Source organism: Streptomyces sp. NPDC031100 (assembly GCF_055570785.1).
Genome location: NZ_JBVIGN010000002.1, coordinates 545829 through 569606, shown reverse-complemented (window position 1 = coordinate 569606; position 23778 = coordinate 545829). Strand labels below are relative to the sequence as shown.

The following is a 23778-nucleotide window of genomic DNA, read 5'->3' as shown; positions in this document are numbered from 1 at the left end:
CACAGGGGCACCCGTGCAACCGCCCTGACGGTCACGGGATTTGGGAATGGACGACCCGGGGGACGGCCCGAGACGAACGAATTTCCTGGTACTTCAAGGACCGCGAGCGGTGCGGAACTCAAAGGGGTTCCTCCGGGCGGCGCGGCGGAGTGTGTGACGTTCCCTCACACCGCCCGGAGAGCTTGGGTGTTACGCGGTTCCCGTCAGGTGCTCGGGCCGCACCGGAGTGCGGTTGAGCTCCAGCCCGGTCGCGTTCCGGATCGCCGCGAGGACGGCCGGGGTGGACGACAGGGTCGGGGCCTCACCGATGCCACGGAGCCCGTAGGGGGCGTGGTCGTCGGCGAGTTCGAGCACGTCGACCGGGATGGTCGGCGTGTCGAGAATCGTGGGGATCAGATAGTCCGTGAAGGAGGGGTTCCTGACCTTCGCCGTCTTCGGGTCGACGATGATCTCCTCCATCACCGCCACGCCCAGGCCCTGGGTGGTGCCACCCTGGATCTGGCCGACGACGGAGAGCGGGTTGAGGGCCTTGCCGACGTCCTGGGCGCAGGCCAGCTCGATGACCTTGACCAGGCCGAGCTCGGTGTCGACCTCGACGACCGCGCGGTGGGCGGCGAAGGAGTACTGGACGTGTCCGTTGCCCTGGCCGGTGTGCAGGTCGAAGGCCTCGGTCGGCCGGTGCCGCCACTCCGCCTCGATCTCGACGCTCTCGCCCTCCAGGACGTCGACCAGGTCGCCGAGGACCTCGCCGCCGTCGGTGACGACCTTGCCGCCCTCCAGGAGCAGCTCGGCCGTCGCCCAGGCCGGGTGGTAGGTGCCGAACTTGCGGCGCCCGATCTCCAGGACCTTCTCGCGGACGAGTTCGCAGGTGTGCTTCACGGCACCGCCGGTGACGTACGTCTGCCGGGAGGCCGAGGTCGAACCCGCCGAGCCGACCTGGGTGTCGGCCGGGTGGATCGTCACCTGGGTGACGCCGAGCTCGGTGCGGGCGATCTGCGCGTGGACGGTGACACCGCCCTGGCCGACCTCCGCCATCGCGGTGTGCACGGTCGCGACCGGCTCGCCGTTGATGACCTCCATGCGCACCTTGGCGGTGGAGTAGTCGTCGAAGCCCTCGGAGAAGCCGACGTTCTTGATGCCGACCGCGTAGCCGATGCCGCGGACGACGCCCTCGCCGTGCGTGGTGTTGGACAGACCGCCGGGCAGCTGCCGTACGTCCGCGCCCTCGCTGGACTCCCACTGGCGCTCCGGCGGGAGCGGCATCGCCTTGACCCGGCGCAGCAGTTCGGCGACCGGGGCCGGGGAGTCGACCGGCTGCCCGGTCGGCATGATCGTGCCCTGCTCCATCGCGTTCAGCTGCCGGAACTCCACCGGGTCCATGCCGAGCTTCTTCGCCAGCTTGTCCATCTGCGCCTCGTAGGCGAAGCACGCCTGGACCGCGCCGAAGCCGCGCATGGCGCCGCAGGGCGGGTTGTTGGTGTAGAGGGCGATGGCCTCGATGTCGACGTCGTCGATGACGTACGGGCCGACGGAGAGCGAGGAGGCGTTGCCGACGACCGCCGGGGAGGCGGAGGCGTAGGCGCCGCCGTCCAGGACGATCTTGCACTTCATGTGCGTGAGCTTGCCGTCCTTGGTGGCGCCGTGCTCGTAGTAGAGCTTCGCCGGGTGCCGGTGGACGTGCCCGAAGAAGGACTCGAACCGGTTGTAGACGATCTTCACCGGCTTGCCGGTGCGCAGCGCCAGCAGGCAGGCGTGGATCTGCATCGACAGGTCCTCGCGGCCGCCGAACGCGCCGCCCACGCCGGACAGCGTCATCCGCACCTTCTCCTCGGGCAGGCCGAGGACGGGCGCGATCTGGCGCAGGTCGGAGTGGAGCCACTGGGTGGCGATGTAGAGGTGGACGCCGCCGTCCTCCTCCGGCACGGCGAGGCCGGACTCGGGGCCGAGGAAGGCCTGGTCCTGCATGCCGAAGGTGTACTCGCCCTCGACGATCACGTCGGCCCGCTTGCGGGCCTCCGCGACGTCGCCGCGGATGATCGGCTGGCGGTGGACGATGTTCGGGTGCGGGACGTGCCCGGCGTGGTGGTCGTCGCGGCCCTCGTGGATGAGGATCGCGTCCGGCGCGGTCGCGGAGGCCTCGTCGGTGATGACCGGGAGTTCCTTGTACTCGACCTTGATCTTGGCGGCGGCGCGGCGGGCCGTCTCCGGGTGGTCTGCGGCGACGAGCGCGACCGGCTCGCCGTGGTGGCGTACCTTGCCGTGGGCGAGGACCGGGGTGTCCTGGATCTCCAGGCCGTAGTTCTTCACCTCGGTGGGCAGGTCGTCGTAGGTCAGGACCGCGTAGACGCCGGGCGTGGCCAGGGCCTCGCCGGTGTCGATCGAGACGATCTCGGCGTGGGCGACCGGGGAGCGCAGGATCTGGCCCCACAGCATGTCCTCGTGCCACATGTCGGACGAGTAGGCGAACTCGCCGGTGACCTTGAGGGTGCCGTCCGGGCGGAGCGTGGACTCGCCGATGCCGCCCTTGGTCTGGGAACCCTGCGTGATCTTCGTAGGGGCGCCGTTGGTCGGCATCGTCAGACCTCCTCGGACTGGCGGGCGGCCGCCAGGCGGACCGCGTCCATGATCTTCTCGTAGCCCGTGCAGCGGCACAGGTTGCCCGACAGCGCCTCGCGGATGTCCGCGTCGGTCGGGTTCGGGTTGCTCTCGAGCATCTCGTCGGCGGCGACGAGCAGACCCGGGGTGCAGAAGCCGCACTGGACGGCGCCGGCGTCGATGAAGGCCTGCTGGACCGGGGAGAGTTCGGTGCCCTCGCCGGTCTGCGAGTCGGTTCCCTTGGCCTGCCACTGCTGGGCGTCCTGCAGGGTCGTACCGCAGGCGCCGGTCGCGCAGCCGCCCTCGGCGCGCTGCTTGGCGTAGTCCGCGAGGCCCTCGACGGTGACGACCTCGCGGCCCTCGACCTGGCCGGCCGCGACCAGGCAGGAACACACCGGGACGCCGTCCAGGCGGACCGTGCAGGAGCCGCACTCGCCCTGCTCGCAGGCGTTCTTGGAGCCCGGCAGGCCGAGGCGCTCGCGCAGGACGTAGAGGAGGCTCTCGCCCTCCCAGACGTCGTCTGCTTCCTGCGGACGTCCGTTGACAGTGAAGTTGACGCGCATTACGCAGCTCCCTCCGAGGCGCGGCGGGCGCCGCGGTACGACTCCCAGGTCCAGGTGAGCGTCCGGCGGGCCATGACGCCGACCGCGTGGCGGCGGTAGCTCGCGGTGCCCCGGACGTCGTCGATCGGGTTGCAGGCGGCGGAGCACAGGTCCGCGAACTGCTTGGCGACCGACGGGGTGATGATCTTTCCGTTGTCCCAGAAGCCGCCCTCTTCCAGGGCCGCGTTCAGGAAGTCCTCGGCGGCCTTGGCCCGCACGGGCGTCGGGGCGGCGGAGCCGATGCCGGTCCGGACGGTGCGGGTCTCGGGGTGCAGCGCGAGACCGAAGGCGCACACCGCGATGACCATGGCGTTGCGGGTGCCGACCTTGGAGTACTGCTGCGGGCCGTCCGCCTTCTTGATGTGCACGGCGCGGATCAGCTCGTCGGGCTGCAGGGCGTTGCGCTTGACACCGGTGTAGAACTCGTCGATCGGGATCAGACGGGTGCCGCGGGCGGCGGACTCCACCTCGACGTCCGCGCCTGCGGCGAGGAGGGCGGGGTGGGCGTCACCGGCGGGCGAGGCCGTGCCGAGGTTGCCGCCGACGCCGCCGCGGTTGCGGATCTGCGGGGAGGCGACCGTGTGCGAGGCGAGCGCGAGGCCCGGCAGCTCGGCACGGAGATTCTGCATGATCTTGGTGTACGGCACGGAGGCACCCAGCCGTACGGAGCCCTCGCCGACCTCCCACTCGTAGAGGTCGCCGATGCGGTTCAGGTCGAGCAGGTACTCGGGCCGGCGGTGGTCGAAGTTGATCTCGACCATCACATCGGTGCCACCCGCAATCGGCACAGCGGTGGGGTGCTCGGCCTTCGCGGCGAGCGCCTCCTCCCAGCTGGCGGGGCGAAGGAAGTCCATGACCGGCTCTCTTCTTCTTCGTCTCGTGGGTCGTACAGATTGAGCCAATCCGTGTGCGGCGGGCCCGGCTCGTTCATGTCCTGTTAACGCGGAGTGGACTCAGTACACCGCCCTCTGCTCCGGCGAGGTCAGTCACCGAAACCATGAAGGAGTTGGCTGGCCACGGTGGGCATCTTGTAGATTCGTATGAACGGAGGTCGTCGGTAACCTCTCCGGTTTCCTCGGGAAACGCAGGACACAGCCCGATGACCCCGGAGAACGGCCTGTGTGCCACGCGTCGGGCCCCTCCCACCTCACCCGACATGATCCATCGTAGGTTTCGAGACAAGAGAACGGCGGCGACGAGATGCGGCTGCGCGCACTTCTGGACACCGACGCGCTGGGCCTGCGGCTGCTGGGCGGCGAGGACGAGCTGGACCGCTCCGTACGCGGGGTGATGACCACCGACCTGCGCGATCCGAGCCGCTACCTCTCCGGCGGCGAGCTGGTGCTGACGGGCCTGGCCTGGCGCCGGGACGCCGACGACTCCGAGCCCTTCGTCCGCATCCTGGCGCAGGCCGGGGTGGCGGCGCTCGCCGCCGGCGAGGCCGAGCTGGGCGATGTGCCCGAGGACCTGGTGCTGGCCTGTGCACGCCACCGGCTGCCGCTGTTCGCGGTGCACGAGTCGGTGGCGTTCGCGACGATCACCGAGCACGTCGTCCGGCAGGTCTCCGGCGAGCGGGCCGGGGACCTGGCGGCCGTGGTGGACCGGCACCGCCGGATGATGACCTCGGGCCCGGCGGGCGGCGGCCCGGACGTGGTCCTGGACCTGCTCGGCTCCGACCTGGACCTGAGCGCCTGGGTGCTCTCGCCCACCGGCCGGCTGATCGCGGGCTCGAAGGTCACGGGCCCGGAGCTGTCCCCGGAGACCTGCGGCCGGCTCGCCGCCGAGCACCTGGCCGCCGCCCGCACGGGCCGCCGGGGGCCGCACCGGCTGCTGCTGAACGGCACCCGGTTCTCGCTGTTCCCGATCCGCTCCTCCGGGCGCTCCCCGCAGGCCGCCCGCGATGTCCGCGAGACGGTCCTGTCGGACTGGCTGCTGGCCGTGGAGGCGGACGCGGGCGACTGGCCCGAGGAGCGCCTGGACCTGCTCCAGGGCGTCACCCAGCTGATCGCCGTCGAGCGGGACCGCCGCGACGCGGCCCGCACGGTGCGGCGCCGGCTCGCCCAGGAGGTGCTGGAGCTGGTCCAGACGGGTGCCGCGCCCGCCGAGATCGCGGCGCGTCTGCGGGTGGCGGCGCCGGTGCTGCTGCCCGGGCTCGGCACGGCCCCGCACTGGCAGGTGGTCGTGGCCCGCGTCGAGTGGGAGGGCGGCGCGGTGGAGGGCGGCCCGGTCGCGCAGTCGCTGCTGGAGGAGGTCCTGGTCGACCCGCTGGCCACGGGCCCGGAGCCCTCGGACCGCATCGCCGTCGCGCACACGGGTGACGAGGCCATCGCGCTGGTCCCCCTCCCGGCGGTCTCCTCCGAGCACGACGGCCCGGAGACCGGCCTGCTCGCCGAGGCGCTGCTGCAGCAGGTGCGCGAGCCGCTGACGGCAGGCCTGAACGACGACGGACGGCTCACCCTCGGGGTGAGCGCGGCCGTGCACTCGGCGGAGGGGCTGCGCGGCGCCCTGGAGGAGGCCCGGCACGCCCGCCGGGTGGCGGCGGCCCGCCCCGGCCGGGTCTGCGCGGCCGGCCACCAGGAACTGGCCTCGCACGTCCTCCTGCTGCCCTTCGTCCCGGACGACGTCCGCCGCGCCTTCACGGCACGGCTGCTGGACCCCCTGAAGGACTACGACCGCCGGCACCGGGCCGAGCTGATCCCGACCCTGGAGGCGTTCCTGGAGTGCGACGGCTCCTGGACCCGCTGCGCCACCCGGCTCCACCTGCACGTCAACACGTTGCGCTACCGGGTGGGCCGCATCGAGCAGTTGACGGGACGGGACCTCTCGCGCCTCGAGGACAAGCTGGACTTCTTCCTGGCGCTGCGCATGAGCTGAGCTCAGGCGGGCGTGCGGCGGCCAAACCAACTCACGCCAAAGCGCCGCCACTTTGTGAAATCTTTCACCCACCCTCTTGGCCCGGCCCCGCCATTGGTGCTGGAATGCCGCCACCACTCAACAGCTCGATGGTGTGCTCGGGGAGGGCAACGTGGCGCATTCCGCCATGTCTGGTAACGGAACGACCGCTGGTGACGATCCACTCCAGACCGCGGTATGGCGGCTGCGCTCACGGGCCTGCTGGGCGGATGCGGCGGCCCTGCTGCCACCGGACACCCCGGCCACGACCCTCCAGCGGGCCGCGCTGCTGGTCGAGCGGTGCCTGTACACCGAGCGGGGCTGGGAGGAGGCGGAGGACGCCCTCCGCACCGCCGAGGCGCTGGCGCACACCGACGAGGAGCGGGGGGCCGCGGCCTGCGAACGCGGCCAGCTCGCCTACTCGGCCACGCTCCACGGCATACGGGACCGGGCGGACGAGGCACGGGCCGCGCTGGGGCGGGCGGCGGCCCTGATCCCTCCGGGGGCTGCGGGACGGGCGCTGCTGGACTTCCGCCGTGGCCTGCTGGCCGAGAACCTGGCCCGCTCCCCGCAGGCGGCGCGGGCGGCGTACCGCCGGGCCCACGCGGGCGCGACGGCCCACGCCGACCCCCTCCTGCTCTCCTTCACCTGGCGCCACCTGGCCGGGCTCGCCCTGCGGGACGGCGAGCTGACGGAGGCGCGGCACGGCTTCGCCGAATCCCTCCGTATCCGGGAGGAGCTGGGCTACCTGGTGGGTACGGCCCCCGCGCTGGCCTCGCTGGCGGACGCGGAGTCCGAACCGGAGGCGTCGCGGTTGCGGGAGGAGGCCCGGCGACTGTTCCGGCTGCTCGGCGGTGTACCGACGTGGCTGGCCCGCCAGTTGACACCGCCGACGCCGGGGGCGGCTACGGCGTAGCTACGAACCGTCTGCGTGGACCGCGTAGACGTACCGCTTGCCGGTGTACTCGCTGAGGTTCCAGATCACGGGCTCGCTGTAGGCCCAGCCGGACGCAGCATTGCTGTGGTAGCTGAGATCCTCGCAGCCGATGGCCAGGTTGCACACGGTGGTCGTGGTCGAGGCGCCGGAGGTGAAGGTGCGCAGCGAGCCCGCGCTGGACGGGCCGTTGCTCGTGGAGAGGTAGTGCTTGCTGTTGCACGACACCACTCCCTGGATCTTCTGCTGGGCGATGGTGACGGCTTCGGACGCGGTGAGCGAGGAGATCTGCCGGTTGGTGTAGTCGAGGTTCCAGCGGACCACCTTGGGCGTGGTCGTACCGGCACCGGTGCCAATGAAGCCCGGGTCCGTGTAGTCGACGGTCCCGGCCATCGAGTACTCGCTCACCACCAGGCTGTCGGGGGTGCTGGTCCGGTCCAGTCCGACCGCGGTGTAGCGCAGGTACGTCCCCGCGTTGTCGTAGGCGTAGCTCTGCGGCAGGACGTACTTGTACCCGTAGCCGTAGTAGGACCCGTCGGTGTGCAGACCGCACACCTCCGTCTGGGTGGTGGCGACCGTGAACAGGGTGTTCAGGTCGAACACCCGCAACCCCTTGTAGGTGTCGGCGACATAGAGCAGGTTGCCGTACCACATGATGCCGCCGGCGTGCTTGTGGATGGGCTCGAAGGAGTACTCCCCCGTGCTGGTCTTGACCGGCTCGACCAGAAGGATGTGCCGGTACGTCGGCGTGGTGGAGGTGGTGTAGTCGACGACCGTCAGCCGCAGGCCCTTGTCGAGCTCGTAATGCGCTCCGCTGTCGGGGTTCGTCTCGAAGTACCAGGAGACGAGGACGACCCTGTTGGTGCCGCCCGCCGGGTAGAGCCCGTTGCCGTAGGCGTCGGCGCTGGTCGTGACGCCTTGCGGGATCCAGTAGTCGACCGTCTGGTCGCCGCTGTCCCAGGTGAATCCGGTCGAGAACGCCTGGACGGTGCTGGGGGCGCTGGTGAGGTGGGTCGCATTGCGGTTGGTGTCGGCTATGACGGTCGTCACGTCGACCTTGGTCAGCTTGGTCGCCAGACCGGCGTTCAGGTCGGCGAACTCGCCGTGACTGTTTGCGGATCGGCTGGTGAGGCTGAACTGTCCCGCGTCGATGGTGGCCGCCTCGGCGGCGGTGGGGGCCAGCAGGCTGCTGCCGGCTGCGACGAACGGCGCGGCGGTCAGCCCCTTGAGAACAGTTCTTCGTGTCATGGTCATGGGGCGGTAAACTATGTGTAACCGATCAAGCGGCACAACCTGGCTTACCTGCACCTCGTCGCTTGTCCGGACAAAGGGCCGAGCGCCACGGGCGTGAATCCAGCTCAACTCCCGCCCGCGAAGTGCTCCCCCACCAGCTCCTGCACCACATCCAGGTCACGGGCGATCAACGCCTCCAGCAGAGCGGTGTGCTCCGCCGCGTCCGCCACCAGCTCCGCCCGGCCGTGGCGCACCGGTCCCCCGACCAGGGGCCACTGCGAGCGTCGGTGCAGATCCTCCGCGATCTGGACCAGCTGCTCATTGCCCGACAGGGACAGCACCGCCCGATGAAAAACCCTGTCGGACTCCGCGTACGTCGCCGCACAGCCGGAGGACGCGGCGCGTACCGTCGCCTCCGCGAGGGGCCGGAGCTCGGCCCACCGCTCGACCGGCACCGTACGGGCCAGCCGCAGCATCACCGGCACCTCGATCAGCCCCCGCACCTCGGCCAGCTCGGCCAGCTCCCGTGTGCCCCGCCGGACGACCCGGAAGCCGCGGTTGGGCACGACCTCGACGGCGCCCTCCAGCGCGAGCTGCTGCATGGCCTCCCGCACCGGTGTCGCCGACACCCCGAAGCGCTCGCCGAGGACCGGCGCCGAGTACACCTCGCCGGGCTTCAGCTCGCCCGCCACCAGCGCCGTACGCAGCGCGTCCAGGACCTGCCCGCGTACCGAGGAGCGCTGCACGACAACCCGCGGCTGCGGGATCGGCCGCTCAGCGTGCGTGTGCTCACCCCGCGCGCCCGGCACGGCCGCGTCCCGCTCCCGGGCCACGGCCACGTCCGCATCCACCGCGCGCTGCTGCTGCGCCGGCACCCGGGGGGAGCCCTGCACGCCCTGCTTCACGGGGGTCCTCCTCCGGCTTGTCGGCACATGGGTCATTAACGGCGGGTTGTCACTTGTCCGTCAAGCACCATAGGCGCACAAGGCGACAGTTCAAACTCCCCCAAGGCTAAGTAAGGTTAGCCTTCCCTTTTCAGCCACCTGCCGATCACCGTTCCGGGGCCCACTAAGATCATCGGAATCGAGCCGTCCCCGCCGGACAGGTAATTCACAACTTCCTCACGCGCCTCAGGAACTTTCCGAGGAACCATCCGTGCGGGTAGTCTTATTCGAACTCAACTCCCGCCCCTCAAGCGGCAGTTCGAGCAGAACGCCGCCCTGGGCATCCCCTTGCACTTCCTTGGCGGCCTCTTGCCCCGAAACCCCCTGAGGGCCGTCGGGTGTGGGCCACTATGGCGGGCGTTACGCCCTATCCCAATGCAAGGGACCCCTGATGAGACTGACCGACATATCGCTGAACTGGCTGCTTCCGGGCGCCGTACTGCTCCTGGGCATGCTGGTCGCGGTGGCGGTGCTCGCGCGCGGCAAGCGCTCCTCCGGGGAGAACGCGAGCAACGACGATTCGTGGGAGCGCAGCGAGGAGCGCCGCAGACGCAAGGAGGCCGTCTACGGCACCGCCTCCTATGTCCTTCTGTTCTGCTGTGCGGCGGTGGCGGCGGCCCTGTCCTTCCACGGCCTGGTCGGCTTCGGCGAGCAGAACCTCGGGCTGACCGGCGGCTGGCAGTACCTGGTGCCGTTCGGACTGGACGGCGCGGCGATGTTCTGCTCCGTCCTCGCGGTGCGCGAGGCCAGCCACGGTGACGCGGCCCTCGGCTCCCGCATCCTCGTGTGGCTGTTCGCCGCGGCGGCGGCCTGGTTCAACTGGGTGCACGCACCCCGGGGCGCCGGCCACGACGGCGCCCCGCAGTTCTTCTCCGGCATGTCCCTGTCGGCGGCCGTGCTCTTTGACCGCGCGCTGAAGCAGACCCGCCGGGCCGCCCTGCGCGAGCAGGGTCTGGTGCCGCGCCCGCTCCCGCAGATCCGCATCGTGCGCTGGCTGCGGGCGCCCATCGAGACCTACCGGGCCTGGTCGCTGATGCTCCTGGAAGGCGTGCGCAGCCTGGACGAGGCCGTCGAGGAGGTCCGCGAGGACAAGCGGCAGAAGGACGAGACGCGGCAGCGGCGGCGCGACCAGCAGCGCGTGGAGCGCGCTCAGCTGAAGGCGATCAGCCGGGGCCACCGCGGCTTCGTCGGCCGGAGCGGACCCCGGCAGGTCGAGGTCCAGGCCATGGAACGCGGCCCCGCCCAGGCCACCGCGGAGCCTGCCATATCGGCGCCGGAGCAACTGCCCGTACGCTCTCGGCCCTCCCTTCAGCCGGCCCGCAGGGGTACTGAGCCGGTCACCGTCGACCTCACCGCGGAGGACGACACGATGGCCCTGCCGCGCCTTGAGTCGCTCGAACGCAAGCTGAAGGACCTGGAGCAGCAGTTCGGCTAGGACGTCCGGCCGGGCTCAGGCTCATCACGGGACGGGGCGTGACCCACGCGGGTCACGCCCCGTCCCGTTTCCGTGTCCGTCCCGTTTCCGTCTCGGCTGCCGCCCGTCTCACGCGGCCTCGGCGCCGAGTTCGAACCACACCGACTTGCCCACCCCGTGCGGCCGTACGCCCCAGGCGTCCGCGAGGGACTGCACCAGGACCAGCCCCCGGCCGTGGGTGTCCTCGCCCGCCTCCGGCGCAGCGAGGCGCGGCCTGCGGGCCACGAAGTCCCGTACCTCCACGCGCAGTCCGCGCGGTGAGACCACGGCGATCAGGACGGCGTCGTCGTCGGTGTGCACGAGCGCGTTGGTGACGAGTTCACTGGTGAGCAGTTCGGCTATCTCCGAGCGGCCCGGCCTGCCCCAGTGCCGCAGCAGCTCGCGCACCTCCCGGCGGGCCTCGGGCACCGCCCTGAGGTCCGCTCGCCCCAGCCTGCGCCTGAGCTGGGGCGGGTGCGCCCGTTCCGTGATGGTGTCGGCCTTTTCCCCCGCCTTCGCCGGACGGGCCCCGATGGCCACGGGACCGCCCCTTCGTGCCTGCCTCTTCATGACCCCCGCCCGCACGCTGCTTGGCCCTGCCCCTCCTGGTCGAACAACTTCACGGGAATCCATGCCCAGCGAGTCCGGGGGCAGTCCTGGAGACGGGCGGACGACCTCCTTGGCCGAGAATCTGGCCGGAAAGTCCCCCCTCCCGATTCATGGCCTCGGGACGTTCCGCAGGTTGGAGCGGGCCATCTGGAGCATCCGGCCGACCCCGCCGTCCAGCACGATCTTCGAGGCGGACAGCGCGAATCCGGTGACCATCTCGGCGCTGATCTTCGGCGGGATGGACAGGGCGTTGGGGTCGGTGACGACGTCCACCAGGGCCGGACCCTTGTGCTTGAAGGCGTCCTTGAGCGCCCCGGCGAGCTGCTTGGGCTTCTCCACCCGCACCCCGTGGGCGCCGCAGGCACGGGCGACGGCGGCGAAGTCGGGGTTGGTGTTGGCGGTGCCGTACGAGGGCAGACCCGAGACCAGCATCTCCAACTCGACCATGGAGAGCGAGGAGTTGTTGAACAGCACGACCTTGACCGGCAGGTCGTGCTGTACGAGCGTGAGGAAGTCGCCCATCAGCATGGCGAATCCGCCGTCCCCGGACATGGAGACGACCTGCCGGCGCCGGTCGGTGAACTGGGCGCCGATCGCCATGGGCAGCGCGTTCGCCATCGAGCCGTGCGAGAAGGAACCGATGATCCGGCGGCGGCCGTTGGGCGAGATGTAGCGGGCGGCCCACACGTTGCACATGCCCGTGTCGACGGTGAACACCGCGTCGTCGTCGGCGACTTCGTCCAGCACGGCGGCGACGTACTCCGGATGGATCGGCACGTGTTTCTCGACCTTCCGCGTGTACGCCTTGACCACGCCCTCCAGCGCGTCGGCGTGCTTCTTCAGCATCTTGTCGAGGAAGCGCCGGTCGGTCTTCTCCGTCACCCGCGGGATCAGACAGCGCAGGGTCTCGCGGACGTCGCCCCACACCGCGAGGTCGAGCCGGGAGCGGCGGCCGAGGACCTCGGGCCGTACGTCGATCTGCGCGATCTGCACGTCGTCCGGCAGGAAGGCGTTGTACGGGAAGTCGGTGCCGAGCAGGATCAGCAGGTCGCACTCGTGGGTGGCCTCGTAGGCGGCGCCGTAGCCGAGCAGTCCGCTCATGCCGACGTCGTACGGGTTGTCGTACTGGATGAACTCCTTGCCGCGCAGCGCGTGCCCCACGGGCGACTTGATCCGCCCCGCGAACTCCATCACCTCGGCGTGCGCGCCGGCCGTGCCGCTGCCGCAGAAGAGGGTGACCCGGCCGGCCTTGTCGATCATCTCCACGAGCCGGTCGATCTCGGCGTCGCCCGGCCGGACGGTGGGCCTGGAGGTGACGAGGGCGCTCTCGGGGGCCTTGTCCGGGGCGGGTTCGGCGGCGATGTCGCCGGGCAGCGAGACCACGCTCACCCCGCTCTGGCCGACCGCGTGCTGGATGGCCGTCTGCAGCAGCCGGGGCATCTGCTTCGGGCTGGAGATCAGCTCGCTGTAGTGGCTGCACTCCTGGAAGAGCCGGTCCGGATGGGTCTCCTGGAAGTAGCCGAGGCCGATCTCGCTGGAGGGGATGTGCGAGGCGAGGGCGAGCACCGGGGCCATGGAGCGGTGGGCGTCGTACAGGCCGTTGATCAGGTGCAGGTTGCCCGGGCCGCAGGAGCCGGCGCAGGCGGCCAGCCTGCCGGTGATCTGGGCTTCGGCGCCGGCCGCGAACGCGGCGGTCTCCTCGTGGCGTACGTGGATCCAGTCGATGGCGGAGTTGCGGCGGACGGCGTCCACGACCGGGTTGAGGCTGTCGCCGACGACACCGTAGAGGCGGCGCACGCCGGCGCGGACGAGGATGTCGACGAACTGTTCGGCGACGTTCTGTTTGGCCATGGCTGTCGTCTGCCCCTTCGCTGTCCCGGAACGCTCCCCTCCCGTTCCATCAATCCACAGGGGCCGCGGTTACGCCTCCCAAACGGCCGCCGCCGTGCGGTCGTCGGCGTAGCCCTTCACCCGCACCTGGGTGTCCCCGAGGAAAGCGGCGAGGCCGGGCGGGGTACGGCCGGACCAGCGGCGGGCCAGGTAGGCGCAGAGGGCCGGCTCGCCGCGCAGCGGGTCGGCGAGGCCGCAGGTGCCCATCACCAGCACGTCACCCGGGCGGGCTACCGAGGCGCGGAAGCGGAAGGGTTCGCGGGGCGGCTCGGGGGCCGGCTCGTACGGGCTCGGCGGGGTCGGGATGCCGAGGTCCATGGTGAGCCGGTCGCCCTCGGGGGTCTCGGAGGGCGCGGAGCCGAAGCCGAGGACCGGTTCGCCGGTGGTGTCGGCGGGCGAGACCTGCGGCTCGATGTCCTGCCACTCGCCGTCCCGCAGCCGGAACAGGCCCCCGTCGCCGACGCCGAAGAACACGCGGGTACGGCAGTCGGGGTCGGCGGGCAGCAGCAGGCAGCGCAGGCTCGCCGTGTACTCCTCGGGGTCCAGGTCCTGCTCGACGGCGCCGGCGCGCAGCTTGCCGAGGCTGCGGTCGGTCAGCCGGTGCAGCCCCGACTTCAGGTCGCCGCGCCGGGCGGCCCGGATGTCCGCGGCCAGCCGCTGATGGGTACGGCCCACGGCCTGCCCGATCAGCTCGCACGCCTCCGCCGCCGCCAGGTGCGCACCCGGCGTGGCCCGCGCGCCTGTCGCCATGGCGACGAGCACCAGCGCGTGCTCCCCCGTCCCGAAGCGGGCGGTGAGCAGCGCGTCCCGCCGCGGCTCCCCCCGGTAGCGCGCCGAGTCCCCGCGCAACGACACGGCCCGCAGGGTGCAGGCCCCGTACCGGGCGCCGTCCAGCACGGTGTCGGCGACCAGTTCGTCGAGCAGATCGGGGTCGGCGGGGGGCAGAGCGGTGGGCTCGGGGTCGTAGGTGGGCGGGCCGGAGCCGACGTAGTCGAGGGAGGAGAGGAGTGGGGACGGTGGGGAGGGCGGGGGTGCGCCGGAGTCGGGCGGTGCGGTGGGCGCGGCGGGCAGGGCCGCTTCGCCCAGGGCCTCCCTCGGGTCCCAGGACTTGCCCGGTGCGGGTGGCCACACGCCGCGCGGCTCGGGCTCGGCGACGGGCGCCTCGGTCCGCTCGCCCCCGGCTCCGTCCGGCGCGGGCGGGAAGGTGAAGGGTGCCTCGGGCTCGGCGGGCGCGGGTTCCCAGGGGTCGCGTTGCCTGCGGGGTGTGCCGCGTGAGGTGCCCCGGGACGGCTCGGCGGGCTGGTCGGGCGGCGTCGACGGGCTCGGGGCGCGGGGAGAGGGCGGCGCCGGCGGGCTCGGCGGGGTGGGGGCGGGCGGTGGTGAGGCGGCGCGCTGGGGTGGCACCGCGGGCTCGCGCGACGGCTCCTGGCGCGGCCTGCGGGGCGTCGTGCCGCCGATGGGCCCCGTGGTCCTGCCGATGGGCTCGGCGGTCTCACCGGTGGGCCCGGCGGTCTCGCCGATGGGCTCCGCCGTCTCCCCGGGCCGCCCCGCCACCGCGTTCTTCGCCGAGGTGAAGCGGTCGTCCAGGCTGTCGGGTGCGGTCGTGGGGCCCGTGTCCTCGGTCGAGTCGTCGTACAGCTGCCCCCACCAGTCGTCCTCGGGACGGGCGGGCCTACCCCCCTGCTGGCTCATGCCCCTAATTGTCCACCGCACGGGCCGCGGGAAAACGGGGCATCAGGAAATTCCGGCGCACGCGGCCCCCTCGAACGACAGGGCGGGGGATAGCGCGAACGGCCGTACGACAGGCGGTTGATGGCCGCCGGGCGGCCCCACCCCCCACGGGAGGGCCGCCCGGCGACATCCGAAGTGACCCGGCCCCGCATCCCCTCGTGCGCTCGCGCACGTACGGGCCCGGGTCACCGTCTCGCCCGACCGGGTCGCCGAAAGCGCCGGCCGAATGGCCTGATTGTGGCTTGGTTTCCTGGGAGGCGGCTGTGGACCGTGAGCACGGTCCCGCGTCCTTCCGCGGCCCCACCTTGGCAGACCCACCACCGGTACGGCGATGATGTACGGCGGCGGGTTTGCGCCGTGGCCGGTTTCCGCCAGCCCTTCGCGCGTGGACGGCTTGTTCTCAGGGGAGGGGCACAGGCAGATGCTGGCAGCGATAGGCCTGGACGAGACGCACGAGTCGGCGTACCGGGCGCTGGTGTCCGTGGGCGCCGCCGAGGTGGCCGATCTGGCGCGCCGTCTGTCGCTGGCCGAGCCGGACACCGAGCGTGCGCTGCGCCGGCTGGAGCGGCAGGGCCTGGCCGCCCAGTCCCCTGCGCGGCCGGGCCGCTGGGTGGCGGCCCCGCCCGGGGTGGCGCTGGGCGCGCTGCTCACCCAGCAGCGGCACGAGCTGGAGAAGGCGGAGCTGGCGGCGGCGCTGCTGGCCGAGGAGTACCGGGCGGCGGCGGGCGAGCCGGAGGTGCACGACCTGGTGGAGGTGGTGACCGGCGCCTCGGCCGTCGCCCAGCGCTTTCTCCAGCTGCAGCTGGGCGCCGCCGAGGAGGTGTGCGCGCTGGTCACCGGCAACCCGGTGGTGGTCTCCGGGACGGAGAACGACGCGGAGGAGCAGGCGGCCGGGCGCGGGGTCCGCTACCGGGTGGTGGTGGAGCGGTCGGTGCTGGACCTGCCGCACGGGCTCACCGAACTGGCGGCGGCGCTCGGCCGGGACGAGCAGGTGCGGGCGGTGGACCGGGTGCCGACCAAGCTGGTGATCGCTGACCGTTCCCTCGCCATGGTGCCGCTGGCCTCCCGGACGGCCGGGCCGGCCGCGCTGGTGGTGCACGCGAGCGGTCTGCTGGAGCTGCTGGCCGGGCTGTTCGAGTCGGTGTGGCGGGAGGCGCTGCCGCTGCGGCTGGGCGCGTCCGGGGTGACCGAGCAGCAGCCCGACGGTCCGGACGCCACCGACCTGGAGGTGCTGTCGCTGCTGCTGGCCGGGCTCACCGACGCGAGCGTGGCCAAACAGCTCGATCTGGGCCTGAGGACCGTGCAGCGCCGGGTGAAGCGGCTGATGGAGCTGACGGGTGTGACGACCCGGCTCCAGCTGGGCTGGCACGCCTACGAGCGGGGCTGGGTGTCCCGAGAGGGCTCCCTGTGACCTGCGGTGTCCTTCCGCCTCCGGCACTCTGGGCAGATGGGAGCGTGGGAACTCCTGCCGGTCGGCGTGGTGCTGGTGCTCGGCCTGTGCGGAGTGCTGGTGCCCGGCGTGCCGGGGTCGTGGCTGGTGTGGGCCGCGATCCTGTGGTGGGCGCTGAAGGACCCGCGCCCTGTGGCCTGGGGGGTTCTGGTCGGGGCCACCGGGGTGCTGCTGCTGTCGCTGGTGGTGCGCTGGGCGCTGCCGCCGCGCCGGCTGCGGGCGAGCGGCGCCACGCCCCGCATGGGCGTCTACGCCGGTGTCGGTGCTCTCCTCGGCTTCTTCCTGATCCCGGTGGTGGGCGCGCTGCCGGGTTTCATGGCCGGCATCTATGTCCACGAGCGGCTCCGGCTCGGCGGCCACGGCGAGGCCATGGCGGCCCTGCGCACGACGATGCGGTCGGGCGGCTCCAGCGTGCTCGCCGAACTGTTCGCGTGTCTGCTGATCGCGGGGGCGTGGCTGGGGGTGGTGCTGTGGGGCTGACCTGCCGGACGGGGGCGGGGCGGGCCGGGGGTGGCTGACGGTCAGCCGACGGCCGGGGCGGGCCCGGGGGTGGACGACGGTCAGCTGGCGGCCAGGGCGGGCCCGGGGTGGATGAGGGTCAGCCGACTGGCGAGGCGGGGCCCGGGGGGCTGACGGTCAGCCGACAGCCGAGACGGGACCGGGGGGCTGACGGTCAGCCGACAGCCGAGACGGGACCGGGGGGCTGACGGTCAGCCGACAGCCGGGGCAGGACCGGAGGTGGCTGACGGTCAACCGACACCCGAGACGAACCCGGGGTGGATAAGGTCAGCCGACAGCCGAGGCGGGGCCCAGGAGTGGCTGCTGGTCAACGGACTGCCGAGGCGGGACAGGGGGGCTGCCGATCAACCGACCGCCAAGGCAGGACCGGAGGCGGCTGACGGTCAACCGACACCCGAGACGAGCCCGGGGTGGATGAGGGTCAGCCGACAGCCGGGGCAGGCCCGGAGCGCCCGGCGGTCAACCGACCGCCGAGGCGAAGCCGGCGGTCGCCGTCGGTCGGCCCGCCAGGGCTCGGGCCACGGTGGCGGCGATCGCGCTCATGCCCGCGTCGTTGAAGTGCAGGTGGTCGCCGGGGTCGTAGCCGGGCAGGATCTGCTCGGGGGCGGACGGGTCGCGGACGGCGGCGTCGGCGTCGGCGACCGCGTCGAAGGCGCCGCCGGTGCGGATGAACACGTTGACCTGCTGCCGTACCGCCTCGCGGGCCGCCGTGTAGGCGGAGAACCCCCGGTACGGGGTCAGGGTGACACCGATGACCCGGATGCCGCGGGCGTGGGCGCGGGCGACGAGGGTCCGGTACGCGGCGGCGAAGGCGGCGGGGTCGTTCGCCTCGGGGGTGCCCTTGATGTCGTTGATGCCCTCGAACACGATCAGGACCCGGGCCCCGGCCCGGTCCAGGGCGTCGGCGTCCAGGCGGGCCAGGGCGCTCGGTCCGGTGCCGTCGCGCAGCAGACGGTTGCCGGCGATGCCGGCGTTGAGGACGCCGATCCGGTCGCCGCGCAGGCGCTGGGCGAGCAGGTCGGGCCAGCGGTGGTTGGTGTCGGGGGTGGAGCCGTTGCCGTCGGTGAGGGAGTCCCCGAAGGCGACCACGCTGCCGGCGGCGGGGCCGAGGACGTCGACGCCGGTGACGTAGTACCAGGAGCCGATGGCCTTGGTGTACGCGGTGCCGTCCTCGTCGGCGGCGTGGACCGCGCCGACGAGGGCCACGTAGCTGGTCTGCAGGGCGGTGCGGTGGTTGGTGGCCGGGCCGGAGTCGACCGGGGTGAGGACGGTGACCAGCAGGTCGGCGGCGGCCGGTACGGCCAGCGGAACGGGGTCGGTGAGCAGGTCCTGGCCCGGCGGGACGGTGGCCGTCGGGGCGCCGTCGAAGGTGGCGATGTGCAGGGTGCCGGGCACGGCGTCCGGTCCGGCGGCCCGCCGCAGCGCGACGGTGACCGCGCCGAGTCGGAGGGGCTGGGTACCGAGCCGGTTGCTGAGCCGGATCCGCAGGGCGCTCCCGCCGAGACTGAGGTGGACGACGTTGCGGATGGCGGCGCCGGGCAGCGCGGCGGCGGTGCCGGAGGGGGCCGTCTCCCAACTGCCGGTCCACGGGGGCGCGGCGGGTGCGGCGACGGCCGCCGCCGTCGTGCCCGGCAGCACCGCGAGCAGGAGCGCCGCGAGGAACCGTCCGACCTTGCCCATGTGTGCGCCCGCCCTTCCCGTGCCCGTCGGAGGCGAAGGTGCCACACGGCCGCCGCGCGATGCCGGAACATCCCCGCAGGTCCACCCGCTCGGCGTAGCCGTACTCCTCGCCGGCTCAGACGAGTTGGGGCTAGGGGATGTCCGGCCGCCAGCGCGGCGCCTGGTCGTCCGGGGTGTCCGGGCTTGCGAAGTGGAAGGGGACCGAGAGGTGGGCGGCGAGGGCTCGGCCGGCCCTGTCGGCGGCTGCTGCCGACGGGTGCAGCGGGCCGGGATCCTCGCCCTCGCCGAGGTGCCGTACAGCCGTCCCCCGGTAGATGGTGGCCAGCCGATGCTCGTCCGTGGGGTCCGTGGTGACGGCCAGCAGTTCCACGAACCAGTCGTGGACGGTGTCGCCGTCCCAGACCGCCTCGATCGCCAGGATGCGGCCGGGGCAGCCGGCCGCACGGGCAGCGAGGGACTCCAGGTCGAGGGGGCTGTCCGGGGTGCGGGCGATTCGATCGCCGTGGTGGAGGTAACGGTCGTGGACGACGAGCTGGGCTTCATGGAGGCCCAGACCCCGCGCTCGGCCGGCTTCCCAGGCGACGCGAAGCGCCTGCATCCGGGCGTCCTGAAGGACGTACCCGTCCACCTGTTCGCGGATCCCGGCCGGCAGCAGCTCCCACCACTCGGTGGTGTCCATGTCGGTCATCCAGAGCCCCCTGTCTTCCATGATCGGACAGGGGAGATCCTAGGCCGGGAGCACTCCCTCCCATGTCAGCAGCCACACCTTGCGCTCAAGTCCGCCCGCGTACCCGGTCATCGAGCCGTCCGCGCCGATCACCCGGTGGCAAGGGCGCACGATCAGAAGGGGGTTGGCACCGATGGCGCCGCCGACGGCCCGAACCGCCGTGCGGGGCGCGCCGATTCGGGTGGCGATCTCGCCGTACGTGGTGGTGGTGCCGTACGGAACAGAGTCGAGCGCGGCCCACACCCGCTCCCGGAACTCGGTGCCGTGGGTGCGCAAAGGCAGTCGGAAGTCCTTGAGTTCGCCGGCGAAGTAGGCGGCGAGCTGTTCCTCGGCCGCGCGGAAGGGGCCGGGGTCGTGGCGCCAGCCGTCCTGGACGGTCCGGCCGCCCTTCTGCCCGGGCACGGACAGCGAGGTGAGGGCGCCGTCCGCGTCGGCGGTGAGCAGCAGCCGGCCGATGGGCGTGTCCGTGCCGGTCCAGTAGGTCGTCTCCATCAGTCGGTCAACTCCCCTGCGATGCGCAGATGCTGGGCGGCGTAGGAGCGCCAGGGCCGCCAGGTGTCGGGTGCGTCGAGGCCGGGCGGGGCCACGTCCGGGTCGCCGAGGGCGCGGACGCGGACGGTGGCGACGACGGCCGGGGTCATGCCGGGCAGCGCGAGCAGGGCCCGCTGGGCGTCCTCCCGGTCGGCGCCCGGATCCAGGTGCACGGTGCCGTCGGCGAGGGCGGCGGCCAGCGCGCCGAGCGGCCCGCCGATCCCCGCCTCGGCGAGGACGGACGGCTCCGGGAAGAGGTGGGTGAGGCTGCCGCAGGGGGCGTCGAGTGCCTTTCCGTACCGGCGGACCAGGTCCTCCGCCCCGGCGACCCCGGCGAGCGCCCGTACGGCGGGCTCCAGGGCGTCGACGGCGCCGGGCGAGCGCAGTCCGGGCCGGGCCGCGACCAGCGGGGCGAGCCTCGGGTCGGTGCCGAGCCGCTCGTCCACCGCGTACGGGTCGGCGTCGAGGTCGAACAGCCGTCGCAGCCGCTGCACGGCGGTGGTCAGGTCCCGTGGGCCGGTGAGGTGCAGCCGGGCGTCGAGCCAGCCGCCCGGATGCGTGCCGCCGCCGTTCCTCGGCCCGCGGGTGTGCTCCTCGACGGCGACGAGCGCGGTGCCGTACGGCAGCCGCAGCGTGCGCCGGTAGGTACGGCCGCCGGAGGTGCCGCTCACCTCCTCGACGCCGGGTACGGCCTCTCGCGCCAGCTGGTCGAAGACGGCGGCGGCCTGGTAGGGGCCGCGGTGGGCGAGCCGGAGAGGGATGCCCGCGGCCGGCGTGGCCCGGCGGGCGCCCCTGCCCCGGGGTGCGGCGTCCCGTACCTCGGTCGGCGTCGAGTCGTACACCTCGCGGACGGTGTCGTTGAACTGCCGCACGCTGGCGAACCCGGACGCGAACGCGATCTCGGTGATCGGCAGGTCGGTGGTCTGCAGCAGCACCCGGGCGGTGTGCGAGCGCTGGGCGCGGGCGAGCGCCACGGGTCCGGCGCCGAGTTCGGCGGTGAGTTGCCGCTGCACCTGCCGGGCGCTGTAGCCGAGCCGGGCGGCGAGGCCCTGGACGCCCTCGCGGTCCACGACGCCGTCGGCGATCAGCCGCATGGCCCGGCCGACGGAGTCCGCGCGGACGTTCCACTCGGCGGACCCCGGCACGGCGTCCGGCCGGCAGCGCCGGCAGGCCCGGAAGCCGGAGCCCTGTGCGGCGGCGGCCGTCGGGAAGAACCGCACGTTGCGCCGCTTCGGGGTGACCGCCGGGCAGCTGGGCCGGCAGTAGATCCCGGTCGTCTCGACGGCGAAGAAGAACGCCCCGTCGAACCGCCCGTCCCGGCTGCGCACCGCCTCGTACCTGGTGTCCTCGTCCATCACGTGTTCCAGTGTGGGACCCGGCGGCCGGACCGGCTGGCGGAAATCGGACGTGCAGCTGAGCGGTGCGGTGGCTAGAGGGCGAGGTCGTCCCACTGGTCGAGGACGTCGTCCCCCGATTGGGCGGCCGGTGCGCCGCGGTCCTCGTGCAGGGACAGCTCCGCCCAGATCACCTTGCCGCGGGCGGTGTAGCGGGTGCCCCAGCGGGCGGCGAGCTGGGCGACCAGGAACAGGCCGCGGCCGCCCTCGTCGGTGGCCGCCGCACGCCGTAGATGCGGGGCGGTGCTGCTGCCGTCGGAGACCTCGCAGATCAGGAAGCGGTCGTGCAGCAGCCGGACCCGGATGGGCGGGGAGCCGTACCGGATCGCGTTGGTGATCAGCTCGCTGAGGATCAGCTCGGTGGTGTACCCGATGTCCGTGAGCCCCCAGGCGTCCAGGGTGCGGGCGCACGCGGAGCGGACCGGGGCCACGGCCGCCGGCTCGGCGCGCACCTCCCAGTCGGCGATGCGATCGCGGTCCAGCAGCCGGGTGCGGGCCACCAGCAGGGCGACGTCGTCGTTCGGCCGGGCCGGCAGCACCGCGCCGAGGACGTCCGCGCAGGTCTCCTCCGGGGTACGGCCCACCGTGCCGGCCAGCGTGGTGTGCAGCTGCTTCAGGCCCGTGTCGATGTCCCGGCCGCGGTCCACCACCAGCCCGTCGGTGTACAGCACCAGCCGTGATCCCTCGGGCAGCGCCAGCTCGCGCACCTCCACGGGCATGCCGCCGCCCAGGCCCAGCGGCGGGGAGACGGGCACCTCGGGGAAGGAGGCGGTGCCGTCGGGCAGGACGAGGGCGGGCCCGGGGTGGCCGGCCCGGGCGACGGTGACCTGCCCGGACACGGGGTCGTAGAGGGCGTAGAGGCAGGTGGCCCCGGTGACGGCCGCGGCGTCGTGCTCGCCCGTCTCGTCGCTGTCGATCCGGCTGACCAGCTCGTCCAGGCGCACCAGCAGCTCGTCGGGGCTCAGGTCGAGGGCGGAGAAGTTGTGCACGGCGGTGCGCAGCCGGCCCATGGTTGCCGCCGCATGCAGCCCGTGCCCGACGACGTCGCCGACGACCAGGGCCACCCGCGCTCCCGGCAGCGGGATGACGTCGAACCAGTCCCCGCCGACGCCGGCCTGTGCGGGCAGATAGCGGTGGGCCACGTCGAGCGCGGTCTGCTCGGGGACGCCGCGGGGCAGCAGGCTGCGCTGGAGGGTGACGGCCGTGGTGTGCTCGCGGGTGTAGCGGCGGGCGTTGTCGATGGCGAGCGCGGCCAGGGCCAGCAGCTCCTCGCCGACGGCCACGTCCTCCTCCTCGAAGGGTTCCGGCTGCTCGGAGCGCCAGAAGCTGGCCACGCCCATGAGGATGCCGCGGGCCCGCAGCGGGATGACCATCATCGAGTGGATGCCGTGGGCGATGATCCTGCGCGCGTTGACGGGATCCTGTTCCTGCCATCCGGCGAGGTCGCGCAGGCGCGCCTCGAGGACGGGCTCGCCGGTGCCGAAGCCGATCGCCTGCGGGGTCTCGGAGCCGAAGTCGATGAGCCTGCCGACCGGGTACAGCGGATGGTCCTCGCGGATGCCGGTCAAGGCCGTACGACGCATCAGCGTGCCCTCGGGCTCGTCGCCGCCCCGCAGGATCGAGTCGACCAGGTCGACGCTGGCGTAGTCGGAGAAGCGGGGGACCGTGAACCGGGTGAGTTCCTGCGCCGTCCGCTCGACGTCGAGGGTGGTGCCGATGCTGGTCGCGGCGTCGTAGAGCAGCATCAACCGCCGCTCCGCGACATCGGCCTTGCCGGGCAGCGCCCGCAGCCGGCCCGGTTCCATGCCGTGGGTCTGGCGCCGCAGTCGGCGGTTCACCAGCGCCGATGCGGCCGTCGCGAGGAGCAGGCCGCCGGCGGCGGCGCCGAACAGGAGCGGCAGTTGCTGCGCCACGCGCGCGTGGACGGCGCGGACGGTGATGCCGACGGACACCAGCCCGACGACCTTGCCGTGGCTGTCGGTGACCGGGACGGTCGAGTCCACCGCCCGGCCCACCGGTGTCCGGAAGGTCGAGGTGTACGGGTGCCCGGCGAGCGCCTCACGGTACGTGCCGGTCACATGCTTGCCGATCAGGCTCGGGTCGGGGTGGGTCCACCGGATGCCGGCCGGGCTGAACGCGACGATGTAGTCGACGCCCGTCCTCCTGCGGGCCGCCTCGGCCCGTGGCTGGAGCAGCGCACTGGGGTCGGCGGAGCGCATCGCGTCGAGCGTGCCCGGGGCACTCGCGAAGGTCTCGGCACCGACGAGCGAGCGCGCCCGCGCCTCGGCCAGGCTCGCCTGCTGCGCCTGGAGCACCAGGGCGGTCACGGCCGCCGCACAGAGCAGAAGCACAATGACGAGCTGCAGAACGAACATCTGCCCCGCGACACTGCGCAAGCCCGGCGGCAGCCGCCTCGGCCGCCCCCCGCCGACCGGGGACGCCTCGGCGGAAGCGGGATCTCCCTGCACCCCGAACAGGCCGAAACGCCTCGTCATGGTCTATTTCTACATCAGCAACAGGAAACGCACGTGGTTCCCGGCGGGCGCCGAGGCACCCGCCGGGAACCTTGCGCCGTACGTCACTGCACCCGGCCC

The 23778-nt window shown here is 72.8% G+C and carries 18 protein-coding genes; 5 read left to right on the top strand and 13 right to left on the bottom strand.

Going from position 1 to position 23778, the window contains the following annotated elements; translation table 11 throughout:
• Positions 1–189: 189 nt before the first annotated feature.
• Genes ACZ5DS_RS06765 through ACZ5DS_RS06755 form a run of 3 tightly spaced genes read right to left on the bottom strand, consistent with a single transcriptional unit; the run spans position 190 to position 4051 of the window.
• Positions 190–2574: a xanthine dehydrogenase family protein molybdopterin-binding subunit gene (locus ACZ5DS_RS06765; RefSeq protein ID WP_468234754.1), complete on the bottom strand. Its 2385-nt coding sequence runs from the start codon at positions 2572–2574 to the stop codon at positions 190–192.
• A 2-nt stretch (positions 2575–2576) separates the two neighbouring features.
• Positions 2577–3158 (bottom strand): (2Fe-2S)-binding protein, encoded by a 582-nt coding sequence (locus tag ACZ5DS_RS06760; protein WP_468234752.1) that lies wholly within the window; start codon positions 3156–3158, stop codon positions 2577–2579.
• Positions 3158–4051: an FAD binding domain-containing protein gene (locus ACZ5DS_RS06755; protein WP_468234751.1), complete on the bottom strand. Its 894-nt coding sequence runs from the start codon at positions 4049–4051 to the stop codon at positions 3158–3160. Before ACZ5DS_RS06755 ends, ACZ5DS_RS06760 begins: the two co-directional genes overlap by 1 nt.
• 346 nt (positions 4052–4397) lie before the next feature.
• Between ACZ5DS_RS06755 and ACZ5DS_RS06750 the strand changes: the two genes are divergently transcribed.
• Both ACZ5DS_RS06750 and ACZ5DS_RS06745 read left to right on the top strand, forming a co-directional pair.
• A complete protein-coding gene (locus ACZ5DS_RS06750; protein ID WP_468234749.1) occupies positions 4398–6071 on the top strand; it encodes a PucR family transcriptional regulator in 1674 nt (557 codons plus the stop codon).
• A 166-nt stretch (positions 6072–6237) separates the two neighbouring features.
• Positions 6238–7005 (top strand): hypothetical protein, encoded by a 768-nt coding sequence (locus ACZ5DS_RS06745; RefSeq protein WP_468234748.1) that lies wholly within the window; start codon positions 6238–6240, stop codon positions 7003–7005.
• Here the strand turns inward: ACZ5DS_RS06745 and ACZ5DS_RS06740 are convergent, their stop codons facing one another.
• Positions 7006–8277, bottom strand: a complete 1272-nt coding sequence (locus ACZ5DS_RS06740) for a hypothetical protein (RefSeq protein WP_468234747.1) — start codon at positions 8275–8277, stop codon at positions 7006–7008. It abuts the gene before it with no gap.
• A gap of 104 nt (positions 8278–8381) precedes the next feature.
• Positions 8382–9161 (bottom strand): GntR family transcriptional regulator, encoded by a 780-nt coding sequence (locus tag ACZ5DS_RS06735; RefSeq protein ID WP_468234745.1) that lies wholly within the window; start codon positions 9159–9161, stop codon positions 8382–8384.
• 430 nt (positions 9162–9591) lie between these two features.
• Between ACZ5DS_RS06735 and ACZ5DS_RS06730 the strand changes: the two genes are divergently transcribed.
• A complete protein-coding gene (locus ACZ5DS_RS06730) occupies positions 9592–10635 on the top strand; it encodes a DUF2637 domain-containing protein (protein ID WP_468234743.1) in 1044 nt (347 codons plus the stop codon).
• A gap of 108 nt (positions 10636–10743) precedes the next feature.
• Here the strand turns inward: ACZ5DS_RS06730 and ACZ5DS_RS06725 are convergent, their stop codons facing one another.
• The 3 genes from ACZ5DS_RS06725 to ACZ5DS_RS06715 all read right to left on the bottom strand — a co-directional run bounded on the left by ACZ5DS_RS06725 (position 10744) and on the right by ACZ5DS_RS06715 (position 14844).
• On the bottom strand, positions 10744–11223 hold the full coding sequence (locus ACZ5DS_RS06725) for an ATP-binding protein (protein WP_468234742.1): 480 nt from the start codon (positions 11221–11223) through the stop codon (positions 10744–10746).
• A 147-nt stretch (positions 11224–11370) separates the two neighbouring features.
• Positions 11371–13113, bottom strand: coding sequence for a pyruvate dehydrogenase (locus ACZ5DS_RS06720; RefSeq protein WP_468234740.1), 1743 nt, complete (start codon positions 13111–13113; stop codon positions 11371–11373).
• Positions 13114–13182: 69 nt separating this feature from the next.
• The gene (locus ACZ5DS_RS06715) at positions 13183–14844 is read right to left on the bottom strand and encodes a protein phosphatase 2C domain-containing protein (protein ID WP_468234738.1); all 1662 of its coding nucleotides are present in this window, start codon (positions 14842–14844) and stop codon (positions 13183–13185) included.
• A gap of 460 nt (positions 14845–15304) precedes the next feature.
• On the opposite strand from ACZ5DS_RS06715, the gene ACZ5DS_RS06710 reads away from it, so the two are divergent.
• Both ACZ5DS_RS06710 and ACZ5DS_RS06705 read left to right on the top strand, forming a co-directional pair.
• Positions 15305–16294 carry a helix-turn-helix domain-containing protein gene (locus ACZ5DS_RS06710; RefSeq protein ID WP_468234737.1) on the top strand — a complete coding sequence of 330 codons (990 nt, stop codon included), beginning with the start codon at positions 15305–15307 and terminating at the stop codon, positions 16292–16294.
• A 36-nt stretch (positions 16295–16330) separates the two neighbouring features.
• Entirely contained in the window at positions 16331–16813 is a 483-nt protein-coding gene (locus ACZ5DS_RS06705; protein ID WP_468234735.1) for a DUF456 domain-containing protein, read from the top strand.
• A 498-nt stretch (positions 16814–17311) separates the two neighbouring features.
• Here the strand turns inward: ACZ5DS_RS06705 and ACZ5DS_RS06700 are convergent, their stop codons facing one another.
• The 5 genes from ACZ5DS_RS06700 to ACZ5DS_RS06680 all read right to left on the bottom strand — a co-directional run bounded on the left by ACZ5DS_RS06700 (position 17312) and on the right by ACZ5DS_RS06680 (position 23679).
• The gene (locus tag ACZ5DS_RS06700) at positions 17312–18532 is read right to left on the bottom strand and encodes an SGNH/GDSL hydrolase family protein (RefSeq protein WP_468234733.1); all 1221 of its coding nucleotides are present in this window, start codon (positions 18530–18532) and stop codon (positions 17312–17314) included.
• Positions 18533–18662: 130 nt separating this feature from the next.
• Positions 18663–19220, bottom strand: coding sequence for a hypothetical protein (locus ACZ5DS_RS06695; protein ID WP_468234731.1), 558 nt, complete (start codon positions 19218–19220; stop codon positions 18663–18665).
• A gap of 39 nt (positions 19221–19259) precedes the next feature.
• Positions 19260–19751: a methylated-DNA--[protein]-cysteine S-methyltransferase gene (locus tag ACZ5DS_RS06690; protein ID WP_468234730.1), complete on the bottom strand. Its 492-nt coding sequence runs from the start codon at positions 19749–19751 to the stop codon at positions 19260–19262.
• Entirely contained in the window at positions 19751–21145 is a 1395-nt protein-coding gene (locus ACZ5DS_RS06685; RefSeq protein ID WP_468235110.1) for a DNA-3-methyladenine glycosylase 2 family protein, read from the bottom strand. Before ACZ5DS_RS06685 ends, ACZ5DS_RS06690 begins: the two co-directional genes overlap by 1 nt.
• A 74-nt stretch (positions 21146–21219) precedes the next feature.
• Positions 21220–23679: an ATP-binding SpoIIE family protein phosphatase gene (locus ACZ5DS_RS06680; protein WP_468234728.1), complete on the bottom strand. Its 2460-nt coding sequence runs from the start codon at positions 23677–23679 to the stop codon at positions 21220–21222.
• Positions 23680–23778 lie beyond the last annotated feature (99 nt).

What these genes read in the sequence shown, in the direction of transcription:
- ACZ5DS_RS06765 (WP_468234754.1), bottom strand. Translation starts at nt 2,574, where the DNA reads ATGCCGACCAACGGCGCCCCTACGAAGATCACGCAGGGTTCCCAGACC.
- ACZ5DS_RS06760 (WP_468234752.1), bottom strand. Translation starts at nt 3,158, where the DNA reads ATGCGCGTCAACTTCACTGTCAACGGACGTCCGCAGGAAGCAGACGAC.
- ACZ5DS_RS06755 (WP_468234751.1), bottom strand. Translation starts at nt 4,051, where the DNA reads ATGGACTTCCTTCGCCCCGCCAGCTGGGAGGAGGCGCTCGCCGCGAAG.
- ACZ5DS_RS06750 (WP_468234749.1), top strand. Translation starts at nt 4,398, where the DNA reads ATGCGGCTGCGCGCACTTCTGGACACCGACGCGCTGGGCCTGCGGCTG.
- ACZ5DS_RS06745 (WP_468234748.1), top strand. Translation starts at nt 6,238, where the DNA reads ATGTCTGGTAACGGAACGACCGCTGGTGACGATCCACTCCAGACCGCG.
- ACZ5DS_RS06740 (WP_468234747.1), bottom strand. Translation starts at nt 8,277, where the DNA reads ATGACCATGACACGAAGAACTGTTCTCAAGGGGCTGACCGCCGCGCCG.
- ACZ5DS_RS06730 (WP_468234743.1), top strand. Translation starts at nt 9,592, where the DNA reads ATGAGACTGACCGACATATCGCTGAACTGGCTGCTTCCGGGCGCCGTA.
- ACZ5DS_RS06725 (WP_468234742.1), bottom strand. Translation starts at nt 11,223, where the DNA reads ATGAAGAGGCAGGCACGAAGGGGCGGTCCCGTGGCCATCGGGGCCCGT.
- ACZ5DS_RS06720 (WP_468234740.1), bottom strand. Translation starts at nt 13,113, where the DNA reads ATGGCCAAACAGAACGTCGCCGAACAGTTCGTCGACATCCTCGTCCGC.
- ACZ5DS_RS06715 (WP_468234738.1), bottom strand. Translation starts at nt 14,844, where the DNA reads ATGAGCCAGCAGGGGGGTAGGCCCGCCCGTCCCGAGGACGACTGGTGG.
- ACZ5DS_RS06710 (WP_468234737.1), top strand. Translation starts at nt 15,305, where the DNA reads ATGCTGGCAGCGATAGGCCTGGACGAGACGCACGAGTCGGCGTACCGG.
- ACZ5DS_RS06705 (WP_468234735.1), top strand. Translation starts at nt 16,331, where the DNA reads ATGGGAGCGTGGGAACTCCTGCCGGTCGGCGTGGTGCTGGTGCTCGGC.
- ACZ5DS_RS06700 (WP_468234733.1), bottom strand. Translation starts at nt 18,532, where the DNA reads ATGGGCAAGGTCGGACGGTTCCTCGCGGCGCTCCTGCTCGCGGTGCTG.
- ACZ5DS_RS06695 (WP_468234731.1), bottom strand. Translation starts at nt 19,220, where the DNA reads ATGACCGACATGGACACCACCGAGTGGTGGGAGCTGCTGCCGGCCGGG.
- ACZ5DS_RS06690 (WP_468234730.1), bottom strand. Translation starts at nt 19,751, where the DNA reads ATGGAGACGACCTACTGGACCGGCACGGACACGCCCATCGGCCGGCTG.
- ACZ5DS_RS06685 (WP_468235110.1), bottom strand. Translation starts at nt 21,145, where the DNA reads ATGGACGAGGACACCAGGTACGAGGCGGTGCGCAGCCGGGACGGGCGG.
- ACZ5DS_RS06680 (WP_468234728.1), bottom strand. Translation starts at nt 23,679, where the DNA reads ATGACGAGGCGTTTCGGCCTGTTCGGGGTGCAGGGAGATCCCGCTTCC.